Origin of the sequence: Rhizobium etli CFN 42 (assembly GCF_000092045.1) — a bacterium.
GTDB classification, from domain to species: domain Bacteria; phylum Pseudomonadota; class Alphaproteobacteria; order Rhizobiales; family Rhizobiaceae; genus Rhizobium; species Rhizobium etli.
In genome coordinates, this window is the sequence record NC_007761.1 from 1782473 (window position 1) to 1800386 (window position 17914).

Genomic DNA, 17914 nt, shown 5'->3' on the forward strand with positions numbered 1-17914 from the left:
CTGCATTAAAGGAGAATAGCAATGCGCCATGGTAAAGCCGGCCGCAAGCTGAACAGAACCGCAAGCCACCGCAAGGCGATGTTCGCCAACATGGCGGCTTCGCTGATTACCCACGAGCAGATCGTCACGACCCTGCCGAAGGCCAAGGAAATCCGTCCGATCGTCGAAAAGCTCGTCACGCTCGGCAAGCGCGGCGACCTGCACGCTCGCCGTCAGGCGATCTCGCAGATCCGCGATGCCGCCGTCGTCTCGAAGCTGTTCGACACGATCGCAACGCGTTACGCCACCCGCAACGGCGGCTACCTGCGCATCATGAAGGCCGGCTTCCGCCAGGGCGACAACGCCGCCATGGCCGTGATCGAGTTCGTCGACCGCGACACCTACGCCAAGGGCGCCGCCGACAAGGCCCGCGTCGCTGCCGAAGAGCAGGCCGTCGCCGCCTAAGTCTTCCGCTTCGGCGGATAGAAAACAGCCGGGCTGCAAAGCCCGGCTGTTTTCGTTTGTGCATCGGTCAAAAACGGAAGTGGCGCAAGCTTCTTTGGCGACGGAGCCATTCGTAGTCCGTCCCGGAGCCCCAAACTGTGGAGATCAATATGGAAGGTGCTATGCGCGAAGCGCATTCTCGAGCGCAGTTCCTCCGTCTCGCGGCCGTGCTTGTGGTGATTGCGGCCGGCCTGGCGCTCAGGCGCTTCGGCTACACGGTTAATCTGCCTTTCGTCGTCGTCAAATATGGCGGGTCGGCGCTGTGGGGGGCGATGGTCTATCTGCTGGCGGCGCTCGTTCTCGGAAAGTCACCGCGGTCAGTCATTGCGGTCATGGCACTGTTCATGGCAGTCGCAGTCGAATTGTTTCGGTTTTATCATACACCCTGGTTGGACGCGTTTCGGCTGACGACTGCAGGCGCCTTGTTGCTTGGCCGGATATTTTCCGTCCGGAACATACTGGCCTATGCGATCGGCATCGCTGCGGCCTGTGCCTTTGATTCCGCGCGCCGTTGACCCTTGGCTGGCTACACTTCAGGAAACCGACGCCACCGCACGATTGCGTTGCCGCCCCGGGCTTTTCTTCCGACTGCGCGCGATCGGCCGCCAGGAGCGGTAAAGGATGAGCGCGATGATCAACCCTACATAAATAAACTGCTCGAAATCGAGGATCTTGGTCGAAAGCGCAAAATGCAGAGCCCCGCAGGCGGCAATGATGTAGACGAAGCGGTGCAGCCAGATCCAGCGATTGCCGAGGCGACGGATCGAGAAATTATTGGATGTCACCGCCAAGGGAATAAGCATCGCAAGGCCAGCCATGCCGAACATGATGAACGGGCGCTTCAGCACGTCGTTGACGACGGCCTGAATATCCATCGCCTGGTCGAGCATCATGTAAACGGTGAAATGCATCAGCGCGTAATGGAAGGTCAAAAGGCCGAGAGCGCGGCGGTAGCGCAGATAATTCCAGCCGAACAACTCGCGGGCAGGGGACACTGCAAGTGTTGCGATCAGGAAGCGGATTGTCCAGATGCCAAGGAAGAGCTCGAAGGTCTTGACCGGATCGGCGCCGAGCTGATCGGTCGCGCCGAGATAAAAGGTCCAGGCCGCCGGCGCGAGCCCAGCGATATAGAGCAGCCAGACGGAGGCAGGCTGCCAGCGCTTTGGAATGGCAAGCGACAGTTCGGCCATCAGAAATTCGCCTTCAGGTCCATGCCGGCATAAAGGCTCGCCACCTCGTCGGCATAGCCGTTGAAGGGCAGGGTGGGGCGGCGGCTCGCGCCGAAGAAACCGCTTCCGCCGATTCGTCGTTCGCTTGCCTGGCTCCAGCGCGGATGGTCGACGGCGGGGTTGACGTTGGCGTAGAAGCCGTATTCCTGCGGATTGGTCACTTGCCAGGTGTTCTTCGGCTGCTGGTCGGTGAGCGTGATCCTGACGATCGACTTGATGCCCTTGAAGCCGTATTTCCACGGCACGACCAGGCGGATCGGCGCACCATTCTGGTTCGGCAGCGTTTCACCATAAAGCCCGACGGCAAGCAGCGTCAGCGGGTGCCGCGCCTCGTCCAGCCGCAGCCCCTCGACATAGGGCCAGTCGAGCGATTGAAAGAAGCCCTTCTGCCCCGGCATCTCCTCCGGTCGCACGACGGTTTCGAAGGCGACATATTTGGCGCTGCCGAGCGGCTCCACCTTGTTGAGCAGCGCCGCCAGCGGAAACCCGTTCCACGGAATGACCATCGACCAGGCCTCGACGCAGCGCATCCGATAGGTGCGCTCCTCGATCGGGAATTCCTTGATCAGCGCCTCGACGTCGAAGGTGCCAGGCTTGTTGACCATGCCGTCGACCTTGACCGCCCAGGGCAGTGGCTTGAACTCGCCGGACAGAGCGGCGGGGTCGCCCTTGTCGAGACCGAATTCATAGAAATTATTGTAGGTCGTGACGTCCTTGATCGGTGTCGTCTTCTCATCGACCTTGTACTTGCTCTCGACGGCGGAAAAGGCGGCCGCGCTCGCCTTGCCGGCGCCATAGAGCGCCATGGCGCCAAGCGTCGCCGCGCCGAGGAATTCACGGCGGCGCAGATAGACCTGGCGCGGCGTGATCTCCGACGACGCGATCTTCGGGGGGCGATAGCTTGGCATGTCGAAAACCTCCAGGGCGGATATTCCGAATATAGTCTTTAAACGAACCGCCCGCATGTTCGGATCAATCTCTATGCCTTGAATATTGCTGACGGGAAGCCAATTTTTTGTGTTCGGCTGTGATGGATGAGGTTGTAACCAAAAGTCCCGCCAACCGTATATATTCGAATGGCCCTCAACGCGCTTCTCCCGGCAGCGTACCGGATTTGGCTTTGCCGGTAGTGACAGCCCCCATCGATTGGATTAGGACAATTCCAAAAAGCGGCGTTCGCCCGGCCTTGAGGCTTCATTGCCGCCCCGGCTTCGCCTGATGTTTCCGACATGTCGAGGAAGACACCGATGCCAGCTTACCGTTCCAGAACCACGACCCACGGCCGCAACATGGCGGGCGCGCGCGGCCTTTGGCGCGCCACGGGCATGAAGGATTCGGATTTCGGCAAGCCGATCATCGCGGTGGTGAATTCCTTCACCCAATTCGTTCCCGGCCATGTGCATCTGAAGGATCTCGGCCAGCTGGTCGCTCGCGAAATCGAGGCGGCCGGCGGCGTTGCCAAGGAGTTCAACACGATCGCCGTCGACGACGGCATCGCCATGGGCCATGACGGCATGCTCTATTCGCTGCCGTCGCGCGAGCTGATCGCCGACAGTGTCGAATACATGGTCAATGCCCATTGCGCCGACGCCATGGTCTGCATCTCCAACTGCGACAAGATCACCCCCGGCATGCTGATGGCGTCGCTGCGCCTCAACATCCCCACGGTCTTCGTTTCCGGCGGTCCGATGGAAGCGGGCAAGGTCGTCCTGCACGGCAAGCAACACGCGCTCGACCTCGTGGATGCCATGGTCGCGGCTGCCGATGACAAGATCTCCGATGAAGACGTCAAGGTTATCGAGCGTTCAGCCTGTCCGACCTGCGGCTCGTGCTCCGGCATGTTCACGGCGAACTCGATGAATTGCCTGACCGAGGCGCTCGGCCTGTCGCTGCCCGGCAACGGCTCGACGCTTGCCACCCATGCCGATCGTAAGCGCCTCTTCGTCGAGGCCGGCCACCTGATCGTCGATCTCGCCCGCCGCTATTACGAGCAGGACGACGTCAAGGCGCTGCCGCGCACCATCGCCTCCAAGCAAGCTTTCGAGAATGCCATGGCGCTCGATATCGCCATGGGCGGTTCGACCAACACGGTCCTGCACATCCTTGCAGCCGCCCATGAAGGCGAGGTCGATTTCACCATGGCCGATATTGACGCACTGTCGCGCCGGGTGCCGTGCCTGTCGAAGGTCGCGCCCGCCAAGAGCGATGTGCATATGGAAGATGTCCACCGCGCTGGTGGCATCATGTCGATCCTCGGGGAGCTCGATAAGGGTGGCCTCCTGAACCGCGATTGCCCGACCGTCCATGCCGAGACGCTCGGCGATGCGATCGATCGCTGGGATATCACCCGCACCACCAGCGACACCGTCCGCGACTTCTATCGCGCCGCTCCCGGCGGCATCCCGACCCAGGTTGCTTTCAGCCAGGAGGCCCGTTGGGACGAGCTCGACACCGATCGCCAGAACGGCGTCATCCGCTCGGTCGAGCATCCCTTCTCCAAGGATGGCGGTCTTGCCGTGCTGAAGGGTAATCTCGCGGTCGACGGCTGCATCGTCAAGACGGCCGGCGTCGATGAATCGATCCTGAAATTCTCCGGCCCGGCCCGGGTCTTCGAAAGTCAGGATGCGTCGGTCAAGGCGATCCTCGCCAACGAGATCAAGGCCGGCGACGTCGTCGTCATCCGCTATGAAGGCCCGAAGGGCGGTCCCGGCATGCAGGAAATGCTCTATCCGACGAGCTACCTGAAGTCCAAAGGCCTCGGCAAGGCCTGCGCACTGATCACCGACGGCCGCTTCTCCGGTGGCACCTCCGGTCTGTCGATCGGCCATGTCTCGCCAGAAGCGGCAAACGGCGGCACGATCGGCCTGGTGCGCGAAGGCGACATAATCGATATCGATATCCCGAACCGCACGATCAGCCTGCGTGTCGGCGAAGCAGAGCTCGCCGCCCGCCGCGCCGAGCAGGACGCTAGGGGCTGGCGGCCGACCGAGGTTCGCAAGCGCAACGTGACCACAGCGCTGAAGGCCTATGCGGCTTTCGCAACCAGCGCCGACCGCGGCGCCGTGCGGGATCTCGACGCCCGCTGAGTAGTCTCGAACCTACGACCCGCTGATTAAGAGTCAGCGGTTTTGCCAACCGGCCGCCGTCAAAGCGGCCGGTTGATGTTTTTGTAGGTCTCGCCGAGCTGCTTCATCCGCTCGTCATAGGCAGCCTTGATACAGGCCGCGTCGGCCCCGCATTCCTGTCGCTTCTTCAGCCAGGCGGTCTGCTCGTCCTGCAATGTTCCGCGCGAGCCCATGGCCAGCAGCCCGGAGAGCAGCTCGAAGGTCGTCACCATCTTGACGTCGGCGTCGTTGAGGGCGCGGTTGTCGCAGATCGCCTTTTCGTCCGGCTTCAATTCCTTCGCATCACAATCGAAGCTCGCCGACCATGCCGGATCCGATGGGAAAATCAGGATCGCCAAACCAAGCGCGGCCGACATTCGCCATGTCATCATCATCTTCCTTTGTTGCCGATCAAATCAGCTTGCGCACTGCCAGAGCCAGAAAGATGATGCAGGCGAGCCAGACGGCAAGCACGAAGATCAATCCTGCCCGGCCGGCCGGGCGTTCGATCCGCCTCGCAGCTTCGACGCGAAGCGCAGCCATCACCTTTGCCGGAACAAGACGCGTCGCCAGCAGGATCCCGAGCGGAACGATGACGAGATCGTCGAGATAGCCGAGCACGGGAATGAAATCGGGGATCAGATCGATCGGCGAAAGCGCATAGGCTGCGACAGCACCGGCGACCGCTTTCGCATACCAGGGCACGCGAGGATCGCGGGCGGCAAGCCACAGCGCTACGATGTCACGCTTCAGTGACTTTGCCCAGATTTTGGCTTTTGATATCAGTTCCATGGCTGATCTTCCTGAATCAAATTCGCAGCGACTTCAGGGCATACCCTTGCCTTATTCTTCCATGCTTCCGCCCTCTTTCCTTTCTAGCGTCGGACGCTACAACGTTGCTCAAGAGGATTCAAAAGGGATACCCATGCAAGGCCTGTTCAAGCGCGCCTCCGTTTCGCTGTTCGCTCTCATGCTCGTTCTGCCGGCTGCAGCCCAGGCGCAGACGGCAAAGACGGTGCCTGAGAGCCAGATGCAGATGCAGCTCTCCTTCGCGCCGCTGGTCAAGCAGACGTCGGGCGCAGTCGTCAACGTCTATGCGGAAAAGATCATCCAGCGCCAGTCGCCCTTTGCCGGCGATCCCTTCTTCGAGCAGTTTTTCGGCCAGCAGATGCCGAATCGATCCGAGAAGCAGTCCTCGCTCGGTTCCGGCGTCATCGTCGAGGCGAACGGAACCGTCGTCACCAACAATCACGTCGTCGAAGGCGCTGACGACATCAAGGTGGCGCTGTCGGACGGCCGCGAATTCCCCTGCAAGGTGGTGCTGCGCGACGACCGCGTCGACCTCGCCGTGCTGAAGATCGACACCAAGGAGAGCTTCCCGACGCTGCCGATCGGCAATTCCGATACCGTCGAGGTCGGCGATCTCGTGCTGGCGATCGGCAATCCCTTCGGCGTCGGTCAGACGGTGACGAGCGGTATCGTCTCCGCACTTGCCCGCAACCAGGTGGTCAAGAACGAGTTCGGCTTCTTCATCCAGACCGATGCATCGATTAATCCGGGCAATTCCGGCGGCGCGTTGATGAACATGAAAGGCGAGCTAATCGGCATCAACACCGCGATCTTCTCGCGCGGCGGCGGCTCGAACGGGATCGGCTTTGCCATTCCCGCCAATCTCGTCAAAGTCTTCCTCGCTTCCGCCGATGCCGGCGTCAAATCCTTCGAGCGGCCCTATGTCGGCGCTAGCTTCGATGCGGTGACCTCGGAAGTCGCCGAAGCCCTTGGGCTCAATAAAGTGCGCGGCGCACTCGTGGTCAAGGTTTCGGAAGGCAGCCCGGCGGCGAAGGCCGGGCTGAAGGCCGGTCAGATCGTCACATCAGTCAACGGCATCGCCGTCGAGCATCCGGACGCGTTGCTCTATCGCCTGACGACAGCCGGCCTCGGCAAAACGGTCAATCTGACCGTCATCGACAATGGCCGCGAGGAGCAGTTGTCGCTGGCGCTCGACCGCGCGCCGGAGACCTCGCCGCGCGACCAGCGCGTTATCGGCGGGCGCACGCCCTTTACCGGCGCCGTCGTCGAAAACCTGTCGCCGCGTGTCGCAGACGAATTGCGCATGCCCTCGGAATCGGCAGGCGTCGTCGTTGCCGATGTCAAGGAGGATTCGCCGGCAGCCCGCCTTGGTTTTGAGCCCAAGGATATCATCGTCTCGATCAACGGGACGGAAGTGAAATCGACCAAAGAGCTCTCTCAGATTGCCGAAAGCGACCCTGGCCTCTGGCGGGTCGAGATCGAGCGCGATGGTCAGCGCATCAGGCAGTTCTTTCGATGAGCAATGATCTCTTCGCGCCGCGTGTTCCGGAAGAGGTTGCCGCCAGGCGGCCGCTTGCCGACAGGTTGCGGCCGAAGACGCTTGCCGATGTCACCGGTCAGGAACATCTGACCGGTGAAGACGGCGTGCTGAAGCGGATGATCGAAAGTGGTTCGCTCGGATCGATGATCTTCTGGGGTCCGCCAGGCACCGGCAAAACGACGGTGGCGCGGCTGCTTTCCGGTGAGGCGGGGCTGGCCTTTGAGCAGATATCGGCGATCTTTTCCGGCGTCGCCGATCTGAAGAAGGTGTTCGAGGCGGCTCGCATGCGCCGCATGGACGGCCGCCAGACGCTGCTGTTCGTTGATGAGATCCACCGTTTCAACCGCGCCCAGCAGGACAGTTTCCTGCCGGTTATGGAGGACGGCACCGTCATCCTCGTCGGTGCCACCACCGAAAATCCCTCCTTCGAGCTCAACGCCGCTCTATTGTCTCGCGCCCGCGTCCTCACCTTCAAGTCACATGACGAGGAGAGCCTGGAGGAGCTGCTGACGCGCGCCGAGGCGATCGAGCAGAGGCCGCTGCCCCTGACCGGGGAGGCGCGCGCCAGCCTGATCCGCATGGCCGATGGCGACGGCCGCGCGGTGCTGACGCTTGCCGAAGAGGTCTGGCGTGCCGCCCGCGAGGGCGAGAGCTTCGATACCGAAGCGTTGACGCGTATCGTCCAGCGCCGCGCCCCGGTCTACGACAAGGCGCAGGACGGCCACTACAATCTGATTTCGGCGCTGCATAAGTCGGTGCGCGGCTCGGATCCGGATGCTGCGCTCTATTATCTCGCCCGTATGTTCGATGCCGGCGAGGATCCGCTCTATCTCGGCCGGCGGCTGGTGCGCATGGCAGTGGAGGATATCGGGCTTGCCGATCCGCAGGCGCTGGTGATCTGCAACGCCGCCAAGGATGCTTATGACTACCTCGGGTCGCCGGAGGGGGAGCTGGCGCTCGCCCAGGCGTGCGTCTATCTCGCCACCGCTCCGAAATCGAATGCCGTCTATACCGCCTTCAAGGCGGCAAGCCAGGCCGCGAAGCAGAACGGTTCGCTGCTGCCGCCCAAGCATATTCTCAATGCGCCGACCAAACTGATGAAAGGCGAGGGTTATGGTGAAGGTTATCGCTACGACCATGACGAGCCGGATGCCTTTTCCGGCCAGGATTATTTCCCGGAGAAAATGGGCCGCCAGACCTTCTACGATCCGCCGGAACGCGGTTTTGAACGCGACATCCGCAAGCGGCTGGAATGGTGGGCCAAGCTTCGCAAGGAGCGCAATCCGCGCTGATCCGTCTGAATGTCAGGAGGAACGCGGCGTCTTCTGATTGGGTGGCGCGGCGATCACCTTGACGGCAGATTCGGCAAGGCCGTGATGGCCTTCCATATCGACAACGACATGCCAGTGGCCGCTTTCCGGAACGGTAAGCTTCACCGGCGACTTGCGCGCTACGCCGCCGACATATTTGAAGTCAAGAACCTCGGTGAAGCGCTGGAAATTCGGCGCCGTCATCAGACGAACATTGTTCACCGCATTCAGCGACACTTCGACGATCGTTCCGGCTCGCTGTTCCTTGAGATCGTAATGGGTGAAGCGGAAATTCGGTTTCGGCATCGGTCTCGCGGCGTCTGATAACTTGGGCGACGAGATTTTACCAGCATGCCGGTTAACGAAAAGTTGGAAATCGCCCCTTCAGCCCATGCCTTCTCTCGCTTGTGGAAAACACGCGCAGAGGGCTCAGAGCGCGGAGTAGACGACGTAAAGTTCGACGCAGGCCAGCAGGACGCTGAAGGCGATCAGCGCCCAGGCGGTGCGCTTCTCGCGCATCCGCCGGTCGCCGCGCGTGATCCGGTGTGGGCGTAGAGCGTGGAAAGCGCAGGGCATGATATTTCGCATGGCATTCGACCTTTGCCGTTACGGCGAGAATCTACAGCCGGCTGCGATAGGAAATCCATTCGAGGCGAGGGGCAAAAATATAGGAATAGCATAAAGACGGGCGGTGGAAATTTCCGCGCGCCATGTCAGAAAGGAATGATCGCCCTGATAGCCGCCGTTCTCCTCGTTGTCAGTTGCCGCGCCGGTTTTCCCGATCCAGCTGCGTCACCAGCGCCAAGATCGTCTCCGATACCGGTGTCGGCACGGAGGTCAGGCGTCCAAGCGCCACCAGCATGCCCACAAGCGGCGTAATTTCGAGCGCCTTGCCGCCGATCAAGTCCTGCAGCATCGAGGTTCGAACGCCGCCGATGTGGCGTGATTGTTCCAGCCGTTGCTCGACGGTCATGCTGAAATGCACGCCGAGCGCATCGCCGACCGCACGCACCTCCTTCATCACTTTGCTCACCATATCCATCAGCGCCGGATCCGCCATGATGTCTGTCATCAGGGCCCGCGTCAGAGCACTGATCGGGTTGAAGGCGGCGTTGCCCATAAACTTGCTCCAGATTTCACTGCGGATGTCCTCCGTAGTCGTAATGCTGAGACCGGCACCGGTCAGCACCGCTCCTATGGCCGCGAGATCAACAGACATTTCGCCGGACGGCTCACCAAGCACGAAGCGACCTTTGTGGGAAAGCTCGATCTCACTAGGCTTGACCACTTCCGCACCCTGATAGGCAACGCAACCAATCACGCGCTCGGGGCCGATCAGCCGCCAAAGCTTGCCGCCGGGATCGAGCTCATCAAATTGCAGCTCCGCATGTCCGCTCCTGGCATCACGATGGAAATACCACCACGGAATGCCGTTGAGGATCATGACGACGCGGGTGCCTTGCTTGAGCAGACCGGCGATCCCCTCGGCGGCGGACGGCAGCTGATGCCCCTTGAGGCCGGTGATGACGAGATCCTGCCGCGGCAATGTCTTCGGATCGTCTGTTGCCGTCACGCGCACCTTGAGCGGGGTTTCCGCATCGGCCTCGCGCAAGCTGAGACCGTGGCTGCGGATCGCATCGAGATGCGCTCCACGCGCGACGACGGAGACGTCGTTATCTTCCTTGCCTGCGAGCTTGGCGGCGATGGCGCCGCCAAGGGCGCCGGCGCCATAAATACAGATGGTCTTGATGGACATGTGTTGCCTCTTCTAGGGGGTCGCGGTCTGACTTACATCTAGGCCATCCCCGGCGAGAGGCGAATGCGAATTTGCCGCAAGGCGTTCTTTGCATTATCTCCATGGTGCCGCCGCCACATCCCCAATCCCAATGCGGCGGCATTGGTCTTGGCTGCTCAGGCCCCAGCGGTCGCGTTGCTTGCAAAATCCGTGGAGGCGGCAAGCTCGCGCCAGACGGCCAGCTCCTTTTCGACACTCGCATGCTGCGCCTCGATCATGGCGACCGTATCGCTCCCGAACGGCATGCGCAACGGCGGGTTGGCCGAGTTGACCATCGTCATGATGCCAGCCGCGAGCTTGGCGGGGTCGCCGGGCTGGGCGTGATTGGCGTCGGCGGCGAAACTGCGCATGTCGCCGGCCGGGGTGCCTTCGTAATCGGCGATCGAGGCCGGGCTTATTGCCAGCGAGGTGTCGGCGAGGAAGTCCGTGCGGAAGAAGCCGGGTTCGACGATCGTCACCTTGATGCCGAAAGGTTCGAGTTCGGCGGCCATGGATTCCGACAGTCCCTCGACGGCGAATTTGGTCGAGCCGTAGACGCCCCAGCCGGGATAGCCGAAATAGCCGCCGATCGAAGAGAAGTTCAGGATATGGCCGGAACGCTGGCGACGCATATAGGGCAGCACGGCGCGTGTCACCTTCAGGAGACCGAAGACATTGGTGGCATAGATCTTTTCGATCTCTTCGGCTGTGGCTTCCTCGACGGCGCCGAGCAGGCCGTAGCCGGCATTATTGGCGAGAACGTCGATACGGCTGAAGCGGGCGATGCCGGCGGCCGCAGCCTCCTTCGCCTGCGTCTCGTTGGCGACGTCGAGTGCAACGGCCAGCAGGTTCGGATGGTTCCCGAATTGCTCGATGATGGTCTTCGGGCTGCGGGCGGTGGCGATGACGGCATCGCCTAATGCAAGTGCTTCCTTGGTCATCAACGCGCCGAAACCTCGGGATGCACCAGTAATGAACCAGACTTTCATGACGAATTCCTTTCATGGCGTCGCATCTTTGTGCTGACGGACTGAATTTGACCGAAGTTCCGATGCTGTATAAGATTTGTTATTATTGAAACCATGATGAGCAAAATTCAGCAATGCGGGCTACCGAACTTTCCGAACTGGCGGCCTTCGCGGCCGTGGCGCGGCACAAGAGCTTCCGCAAGGCGGGGGAGGAGCGGGGCGTCACAGCCTCTGCCGTCAGCCATGCCGTGCTCAATCTGGAAGACCGAATTGGCATCCGCCTGCTCAACCGCACGACACGTAGCGTTTCGCTTACGGAAGCCGGCGAACTCCTCATCTCACATCTCGCTCCGGCGTTCGGGGAGATGGCGGCCGCGCTCGATGCGCTGAACCGTTACCGCTCCACCCCGTTCGGCAGGGTGAGGATCAACGTGCCGAATTCGATCGGTCCCTTCGTCATCGGCCGTGTGATCGCCCCATTGCTTCAACGCAATCCCAATTTGCAGCTGGAAATCAACGCCACCGACAGGCTGGTCGACATTGTCGAGGAAGGCTTTGATGCCGGCATCCGTTTCGGCGAGCGCGTCACTGAAGGCATGATCGCCCTGCGCATCAAGCCACGCATCCGACTGGTCGTCGTCGGGTCACCCGCTTATTTCGAGGGGCGCCCGAAGCCACAAACGCCTTACGAGCTCAAGCGCCACCTCTGCATCCAGAACATGTTTCCGTCAGGTGCACGTTATGCCTGGGAATTCGAGAAGGACGATCAGATGGTGAGTTTTCAGCCGACCGGACCGCTTTCGCTCGATGATCACGAACTGATGCTGCAGGCAGCGCTCGGCGGCGTCGGCCTTGCCTATATCTGGGAGCCTCGCGTCGAAAAAGCCATTGCCGACGGCGAACTCATCCAGGTGCTCGATGACTGGTGTCAGCCGGAGGAACCGCTCTATCTTTATTATCCGAGCCGCCGCCACATGTCCGCGGGCTTCAGGGCGGTGATCGATGCGATCAGGGCGGAGTGAAAGCGCAATCCTACCTGCGTATGCCGGCGATCGTCTGAAGCGCCTCAAAATAAACCGTCAGGTCGCGGGCAGGATCCGCCGGCAGGGTGGTCGCACGGAATACCTTGCCTCCCGCCGCCCCGACGCCGCCGTCGATCATCAGGTTGTCGGCCATGCCGTGATTTTCGATCGCGATGCCGTCAGGCCCGCGCGGGCGCCCGCTCGTCTCGTCAATCTCCATTCCCGCATACCAGATCGAGCGAACGCGCAGCCCGTAGTCATCGGGGTGATTGGTATAGGCGAAGACCGATTTACCGAGAGCAATCATGAAGCCGATTTCGTAGACTGTACCTGGATCAGCGCTGACGCCGCGAAAGGGAGTGATGTTGGCGAGGCAGATTTCGGCCCGACGCATGGCGACGTCGTTGCGAGCGTAGATCTCCGCAGCCGTCCGCTTTATCGGCGTCTGGTTTTCATCGCTGCCGGGACCGGTCGGTTCGAAGCCGAACTGACGCGCCAATCGGCGTTTTTCGGCCATGATGGGCAATGCATCGGGAAGAAAGACTTCCGGGCCTGCAAGGTAAATGGTGGTCATCGGTATCCTTCATTCCTACGCGAGCCGACACGGGAGTTGAGGGCAGGGCGGCACCTATTTCCGATGGAAGCCGGGCAGATGGCAAGCCGCGCCGGCAGCAATTGTCGATTTTTCCAATGATAGTCCAATCAGCCCGCATCAGGCCGGCAGCTGCCGCGGGCCGGCATCAGCCTGCTCGTTGGAGAGGTGAAAAAGCGGAAGGTTGCGCTTGTCACCCTTTTGACTTCGCTGGTCGAAGCGGCCAAAGATACGGCCATCGGCAGCATCATCGGGAGAGATTGATGAAGGCGCGGATTTTGTCAAATGCTGATCGAAGAGCGCCGAAGCGGCTCGGATATCTGTTTCACGCCCTGGTCGCGCTGATCCTATCGGCACCACTGGCACTGGGACAGGAAATTGGGCCGCAAAGCCAGTCCTCGCGTGCGCAGGTCGAAAAACTGCTCGGCCTCTGGAAAGAGCATTTTGCTGGGGCCGATAGCCTGCAAGAGCGCAGGGCGGCTTTCGCCAAGCTGATGGAAACGATGCCGGGGCCGACGCGCATCCAGGTCCGGCAGGTCGATGCCGACGGTGTGGATGGCGAGCTGATGTGGCCCGCCCGGCTTCATCACCCAATCGGCAAAAGGGCGATTCTCTACATCCATGGTGGCGGCTTTTCCGGCGGTTCCATCCGCACGCACGGCCTGTTCGCCGGTTCGCTCGCCAAGGCTGCATCCAGCGACGTGCTTCTGATCAATTATCGGCTGATGCCGGAATATACCTATCCCGCCCAGATCAACGACGCGCTGACGGCCTATCGCTGGCTTCTCGATAACGGCTATCGCAACGAGAATGTCGTCGTGGCAGGAGACGGCGCCGGTGGCAATATCGCGCTTGAGACGGTGCTGCGGCAGAAGCAGGCGGCAAAACCCCTGCCGGCGGCCGTGATTGCGCTGAGCCCGATCACCGACCTTGCCGCGACGGGCGGATCGATGCTGGCGAATGCCGGCAACGACCCGCTGGTCGACAAGGCGTGGATCGAGACTTTGCGTAAGACCTATCTCGGCAGCCGGCCTGCGACCGATCCTCAGGCATCACCGCTTTACGCCGACATGACCGGATTCCCACCGCTGCTGCTGCAGGTCGGTTCCGGCGAAGCCCTGCTTGACGACACGCTGCGCCTTGCCGACAAAGCGCGCCGGGAGGGCGTGGATGTCACCACCGAGGTGTGGGCGGGCATGCCGCACCAGTGGCAGCTGTTTCCCGCGATGCTCGACGATGCCGATCGCTCAAGCCAGAATATTGCCGAGTTTGCGATCCGGCACTTTGCCGACAGGCCGGAAGAGTAGCGGTCACGGCAGCCGGCGTCACCGCATCATTGCGATGCGCCGCTGGCCGATGAAGGCGCCAGGGGCCGTTCGACCTCCCGGCCGACACTGAGCGTCCTTCGCACATTCGGCTCCAGCCGTTCGATATAGGCGTGGTCGGGGGCAGCGCCGAGTGCATCCAGCATTTTCGAGAAGAAGCACCGGGCGGCGGCGGCGGCCGTGACGTCGAATATTTCGGCGTCGCTCAGCCCGTGTTTTTTCAACCCGTCTATATCCTGCTGCGTGACCGACGTCGCATCGCGCGCTACCTTGGCCGCAAAGGCCATGATCGCCCGTTCGCCGGCATCGATCGGCGCCTTTTCCGTCTCGTTGACAACGGCCGTCAGCCCGTCGCTGGTAAATCCCTCGCGCAGCAGCACCGAGCCGTGCGCCAGCATGCAATAAGAGGATTTGAGTTCCTTGGCGGCCGCCAGCGTCACTAATTCGTAGCGCCTGAGGCTCATATGGCTGCGAATGCTCGAAAGCAGCCCCGCCCAGCTCTCCATCACCTCCGGCCGATGGCCGAAGGCACGATACATGTTCGGCAGATAACCATAATTCGCCTCGGCCGAGGCGTACATCGACGTCGTCTTCTCGCTGGCGGATGCATCTGGGGTGTGAATGAAAGCCATGGCATGGTTCTCCTCTATTGCGAGAAGGATAGGGTAGATATGCCGGACAGCAATCCTGCACCTTCAGTTCGGGAACGAGCCATCGGCCCGACGGGGCGCCATTTGAGTGCCTGAATGATCAGGCAACGTCGTTGCTCGCCAAAACGTCAGCGGCCCTCTTGATTGGAAGAGTGACGGTGAAGGTGGATCCGCACCCTCTTGCACTTCGCACCTCTATCGAGCCTTGATGCAGTTCGATGATCTGCTTCACAAGATTGAGGCCGATACCAGTTCCCGCAATCCCGGTCGACGTGCGCGCGGACATAGCGCTGAAACAAGCGGGGAACGTCTTCAGCATCGATCCCGACGCCATCGTCGCTGATCGAAATCTTGACGTTGCCCGTCTCCTCCCATGCCGCAACACGAATTTCGGAGGTTCCTGGCGCATATTTTACCGCATTCGAGAGCAGATTGGTAACGACCTGGCTTAAGCTGCGGGGATCGGCATCGATGAATTCCGGCAACCCATCTATGTCAAGCACGAAGCCATGCGTCTTCGAGATCGCCGACTGCCGTTCGCAGCAGGTTCTGATCAATGCTCCCACGGCGCAGTCGTCGTAACCGATGTCGATCTTGCCGGCATCGAGCCGTCCGTCTGAACAGGATGCTCTCCATGAGATCGACGATCCGGCTCACCGATGCACGGATTTGTCGGACCTTGTCATTGAGAAATTCGGGCTCGACCGCGCCTCCCTTCCGCAACAGCCGCTGAGCGGCAGCATCGATGATTGCAAGCGGAGTGCGGAATTCATGTGATGCCATCGCCACGAACTGGCGCTGCAATTCGTTGATGCTCCGCTCCTGGGCGAGCATCCGCTCAAGCTCGCGCGCCTGCCGCTCAACCTCCGCCGTTCGGCTTTGCACCGTAATCTCGAGCTGGTCGTGATGGCGGCGCAGCGCTTCCGCGAGCCGCACGGTCTTGGTGACATCCTCGTGGGTCGCCACGTATCCGCCGTTCTGCATCGGATTGTGGGTGATTTTGATGATGCGCCCGTCGGTGAGCGCAATGTTCTGGCTCGCCGGTGCGCCGAGTGCGGTCGCTTCGAAGACGACGTCAAAATAGGTGGCGGTATCGGCCGGGCCATTTCCCTGCCGACTTCGATAGGCGAGGATGTCCACCAGCGACGTGCCGGGCTGAGTCAGGAAATCCGGCAGATCGTACATCCGCGCATAGGATGCGTTGCACAATATCAGCTTCTTCGTCGAATCGAACATGCACAGCCCATGCGGCCTATTGGCGAGGGCTGCGTCGAACCGGTGATGCTGTTCGCTCAGACTGTCTGCGACGCGGCTGAGGGTCGAGATATCTTCGTGGCTCAGGATCCAGCTTCCCTCTCTCGAGCGCAGGTCAGTGAAATCATCCGTCCGTCAGACAGCGCAAATTGCGAGGTGTTCCGCCTGCCGATCGTCAGCCGTGAACAAGTCGCTGCACGGCACTCGGCGGTGCCGGGCAAACCGTCGATATTCATTCCCCTGCGCAGAGCGCCATCCGGAAGGCCGAGAATGTCGAGCGCGCGGGAATTGAAAGCCGTCACCGTATCGGCAGAATCAAGGAGAACAATGCCCTGCGGCAGGTTCTCCAGAACGGCTTCAAACGAATGCGGCATTTCCGGCCCCGCTTTAGATCTGGCACGTGCCCTATCCGTAGCATTGGCCACAAACGATAAAGTTTCGCTAATGCCTCTGGTCGGCAGTTTCTTGAGAGCAATTCCAGCAAAACTGCATCGCGATTCTGCGTCAGGCTATTGGATCAACGACATCTGCCGCGCTTCATCCTCGGACTTGAAGAGTCGGAGATTTCGCAGGCTGGCCCGAGCTCGCAACGTTGGGAAAGAGCCTGTCTGGTTGATTCCACGATTTAAATCGTTCCAAAAGTACGTCCCCTCGCGACCTGATGAGAGGGAGAGAAAGCTCAATAAAGGTGAGCTTCAAGTTGGAATGGCTCTTGACATTTTTGGAACGTTCCAAATAAATAGGCATCAGTCAGTGATGACGTCGGGAGGGTGAAGTGACAAAGGCGCGGGTGACCGTCATCGACATTGCGAAGGCCGCCGGCGTCTCCAAGTCGACGGTGTCGCTCGTGCTTCAGGGCTCCTCGCTGGTCAATGAGGCGACGCGTGCCAAGGTCAATGCCGTGATGCGCGAGCTCGGATACGTCTATAATCGCGGCGCAGCCAATCTTCGGCAGGCCGGTTCCAAATCGAGGATCATCGGCGTCGTCGTGAACGATCTGACGAACAGCTTCTTTGCGGAGTTGGCGGTCGGGGTCGATACGGTCGTGCAATCAGCGGGTTTCGTGCAGTTCCTGTCGAACACCGGCGAGAGCATCGACAGGCAGCGCGAGGTTGTCGCATCGATGCGCGAACATGGCATTTCGGGCCTGATCGTCTCGCCGGCGCGCGCCACCGATGCTGCCGACTTCAAGCCGCTGGTCGCGGCAGGCATTCCCGTGGTGGTCGTCGTTCGAAATCTGCCCGGCGCCAAGGTCTCGTCCATCGTCTCCGACAATCGCGCGGGCATGATATCCGCCGTTCAGCATCTGGTGGGTCTCGGTCATAAGCGCATCGCATTTCTCGGCGGCTTTCCCGACACCGCTGTCTTCGATGATCGCCTTGCCGGTTACCGCAGCGGAACAGAGGCGGCCGGGCTCAGCTACGACGAGGCACTCGTGATCTCGTCCGCCCCGTCGCGAGCGGGTGGCGTGGAGGCGATCGGAAAAGCGATCGCTGTTGGCGATAGGCCCACTGCAGCCGTCTGCTTCAACGATGCCGTCGCCTTCGGAGTCTGCGACGGATTGCGTGCGCGCCGTTTGGAGCCTGGCGCCGACTTCGCCGTCGTAGGCTTCGACGACGTCATCGAGGCTCAGGCGGCGGTTCCCGCGCTGACGACGGTCTCAGTCGATCCTCAAGGCATCGGGCGCCGCGGTGCGCAAATGCTCCTCAAGCAGATCAATGCCGGCAAGGCCGAAGCGGAGACGGTGACGACAGCTGTTCGGCTGGTCGTCCGCGAGAGTTGCGGCGCCGGCACAGCCTCGCCGGCGAGGGCCGGCAGAGCGGTAAATTGAAATGGGGTTCGAAGTGACGCAC

Annotated in this window: 18 protein-coding genes and 1 pseudogene; 8 read left to right on the plus strand and 11 right to left on the minus strand. The window is 61.2% G+C overall.

Annotated elements, in window-relative coordinates; all coding sequences use genetic code 11:
- Positions 1-21 precede the first annotated feature (21 nt).
- Both rplQ and RHE_RS08705 read left to right on the plus strand, forming a co-directional pair.
- Positions 22-444 (plus strand): 50S ribosomal protein L17, encoded by a 423-nt coding sequence (gene rplQ, locus RHE_RS08700; protein WP_011424993.1) that lies wholly within the window; start codon positions 22-24, stop codon positions 442-444.
- A gap of 149 nt (positions 445-593) precedes the next feature.
- Positions 594-998 carry a ribosomal maturation YjgA family protein gene (locus RHE_RS08705; RefSeq protein WP_011424994.1) on the plus strand — a complete coding sequence of 135 codons (405 nt, stop codon included), beginning with the start codon at positions 594-596 and terminating at the stop codon, positions 996-998.
- A gap of 18 nt (positions 999-1016) precedes the next feature.
- Here the strand turns inward: RHE_RS08705 and msrQ are convergent, their stop codons facing one another.
- Together msrQ and msrP are read right to left on the minus strand one after the other, a co-directional pair.
- Positions 1017-1673 carry a protein-methionine-sulfoxide reductase heme-binding subunit MsrQ gene (msrQ, locus tag RHE_RS08710; RefSeq protein ID WP_011424995.1) on the minus strand — a complete coding sequence of 219 codons (657 nt, stop codon included), beginning with the start codon at positions 1671-1673 and terminating at the stop codon, positions 1017-1019.
- Complete coding sequence (msrP, locus tag RHE_RS08715; RefSeq protein ID WP_011424996.1) at positions 1673-2620, minus strand: protein-methionine-sulfoxide reductase catalytic subunit MsrP; 948 nt, start codon at positions 2618-2620, stop codon at positions 1673-1675. The genes msrQ and msrP overlap by 1 nt, the downstream gene beginning before the upstream one ends.
- A 339-nt stretch (positions 2621-2959) precedes the next feature.
- On the opposite strand from msrP, the gene ilvD reads away from it, so the two are divergent.
- Positions 2960-4798 (plus strand): dihydroxy-acid dehydratase, encoded by a 1839-nt coding sequence (gene ilvD / locus RHE_RS08720; protein WP_011424997.1) that lies wholly within the window; start codon positions 2960-2962, stop codon positions 4796-4798.
- A gap of 59 nt (positions 4799-4857) precedes the next feature.
- Here the strand turns inward: ilvD and RHE_RS08725 are convergent, their stop codons facing one another.
- Together RHE_RS08725 and RHE_RS08730 are read right to left on the minus strand one after the other, a co-directional pair.
- Complete coding sequence (locus tag RHE_RS08725) at positions 4858-5208, minus strand: lysozyme inhibitor LprI family protein (protein WP_086005019.1); 351 nt, start codon at positions 5206-5208, stop codon at positions 4858-4860.
- 19 nt (positions 5209-5227) lie between these two features.
- A complete protein-coding gene (locus RHE_RS08730) occupies positions 5228-5608 on the minus strand; it encodes a YkvA family protein (RefSeq protein ID WP_011424999.1) in 381 nt (126 codons plus the stop codon).
- 133 nt (positions 5609-5741) lie between these two features.
- On the opposite strand from RHE_RS08730, the gene RHE_RS08735 reads away from it, so the two are divergent.
- Positions 5742-7145, plus strand: coding sequence for a DegQ family serine endoprotease (locus RHE_RS08735; protein WP_042118282.1), 1404 nt, complete (start codon positions 5742-5744; stop codon positions 7143-7145).
- Positions 7142-8458 carry a replication-associated recombination protein A gene (locus RHE_RS08740; protein ID WP_011425001.1) on the plus strand — a complete coding sequence of 439 codons (1317 nt, stop codon included), beginning with the start codon at positions 7142-7144 and terminating at the stop codon, positions 8456-8458. Before RHE_RS08735 ends, RHE_RS08740 begins: the two co-directional genes overlap by 4 nt.
- Positions 8459-8470: 12 nt before the next feature.
- Here RHE_RS08740 and RHE_RS08745 read toward each other — a convergent pair whose 3' ends face one another.
- The 4 genes from RHE_RS08745 to RHE_RS08755 form a co-directional block, all read right to left on the minus strand.
- Positions 8471-8782 (minus strand): DUF1883 domain-containing protein, encoded by a 312-nt coding sequence (locus tag RHE_RS08745; protein WP_011425002.1) that lies wholly within the window; start codon positions 8780-8782, stop codon positions 8471-8473.
- 123 nt (positions 8783-8905) lie between these two features.
- Entirely contained in the window at positions 8906-9064 is a 159-nt protein-coding gene (locus RHE_RS33495) for a hypothetical protein (protein ID WP_020921050.1), read from the minus strand.
- 169 nt (positions 9065-9233) lie between these two features.
- The gene (locus tag RHE_RS08750; RefSeq protein WP_011425003.1) at positions 9234-10232 is read right to left on the minus strand and encodes a ketopantoate reductase family protein; all 999 of its coding nucleotides are present in this window, start codon (positions 10230-10232) and stop codon (positions 9234-9236) included.
- Positions 10233-10387: 155 nt separating this feature from the next.
- The gene (locus tag RHE_RS08755; protein ID WP_011425004.1) at positions 10388-11239 is read right to left on the minus strand and encodes an SDR family NAD(P)-dependent oxidoreductase; all 852 of its coding nucleotides are present in this window, start codon (positions 11237-11239) and stop codon (positions 10388-10390) included.
- A gap of 113 nt (positions 11240-11352) precedes the next feature.
- Between RHE_RS08755 and RHE_RS08760 the strand changes: the two genes are divergently transcribed.
- Positions 11353-12240: a LysR family transcriptional regulator gene (locus RHE_RS08760; RefSeq protein WP_011425005.1), complete on the plus strand. Its 888-nt coding sequence runs from the start codon at positions 11353-11355 to the stop codon at positions 12238-12240.
- A gap of 10 nt (positions 12241-12250) precedes the next feature.
- Here the strand turns inward: RHE_RS08760 and RHE_RS08765 are convergent, their stop codons facing one another.
- Positions 12251-12814 carry a nucleoside 2-deoxyribosyltransferase gene (locus tag RHE_RS08765; RefSeq protein ID WP_011425006.1) on the minus strand — a complete coding sequence of 188 codons (564 nt, stop codon included), beginning with the start codon at positions 12812-12814 and terminating at the stop codon, positions 12251-12253.
- A gap of 350 nt (positions 12815-13164) precedes the next feature.
- On the opposite strand from RHE_RS08765, the gene RHE_RS08770 reads away from it, so the two are divergent.
- Positions 13165-14139 (plus strand): alpha/beta hydrolase, encoded by a 975-nt coding sequence (locus tag RHE_RS08770; RefSeq protein ID WP_187331729.1) that lies wholly within the window; start codon positions 13165-13167, stop codon positions 14137-14139.
- A gap of 26 nt (positions 14140-14165) precedes the next feature.
- Here RHE_RS08770 and RHE_RS08775 read toward each other — a convergent pair whose 3' ends face one another.
- Both RHE_RS08775 and RHE_RS08780 read right to left on the minus strand, forming a co-directional pair.
- On the minus strand, positions 14166-14789 hold the full coding sequence (locus RHE_RS08775; protein ID WP_011425008.1) for a carboxymuconolactone decarboxylase family protein: 624 nt from the start codon (positions 14787-14789) through the stop codon (positions 14166-14168).
- Between the two features lie 118 nt (positions 14790-14907).
- A pseudogene (locus RHE_RS08780) lies at positions 14908-16435 on the minus strand (PAS-domain containing protein).
- Between the two features lie 401 nt (positions 16436-16836).
- Between RHE_RS08780 and RHE_RS08785 the strand changes: the two are divergent.
- A complete protein-coding gene (locus tag RHE_RS08785) occupies positions 16837-17892 on the plus strand; it encodes a LacI family DNA-binding transcriptional regulator (RefSeq protein WP_011425012.1) in 1056 nt (351 codons plus the stop codon).
- Positions 17893-17914 lie beyond the last annotated feature (22 nt).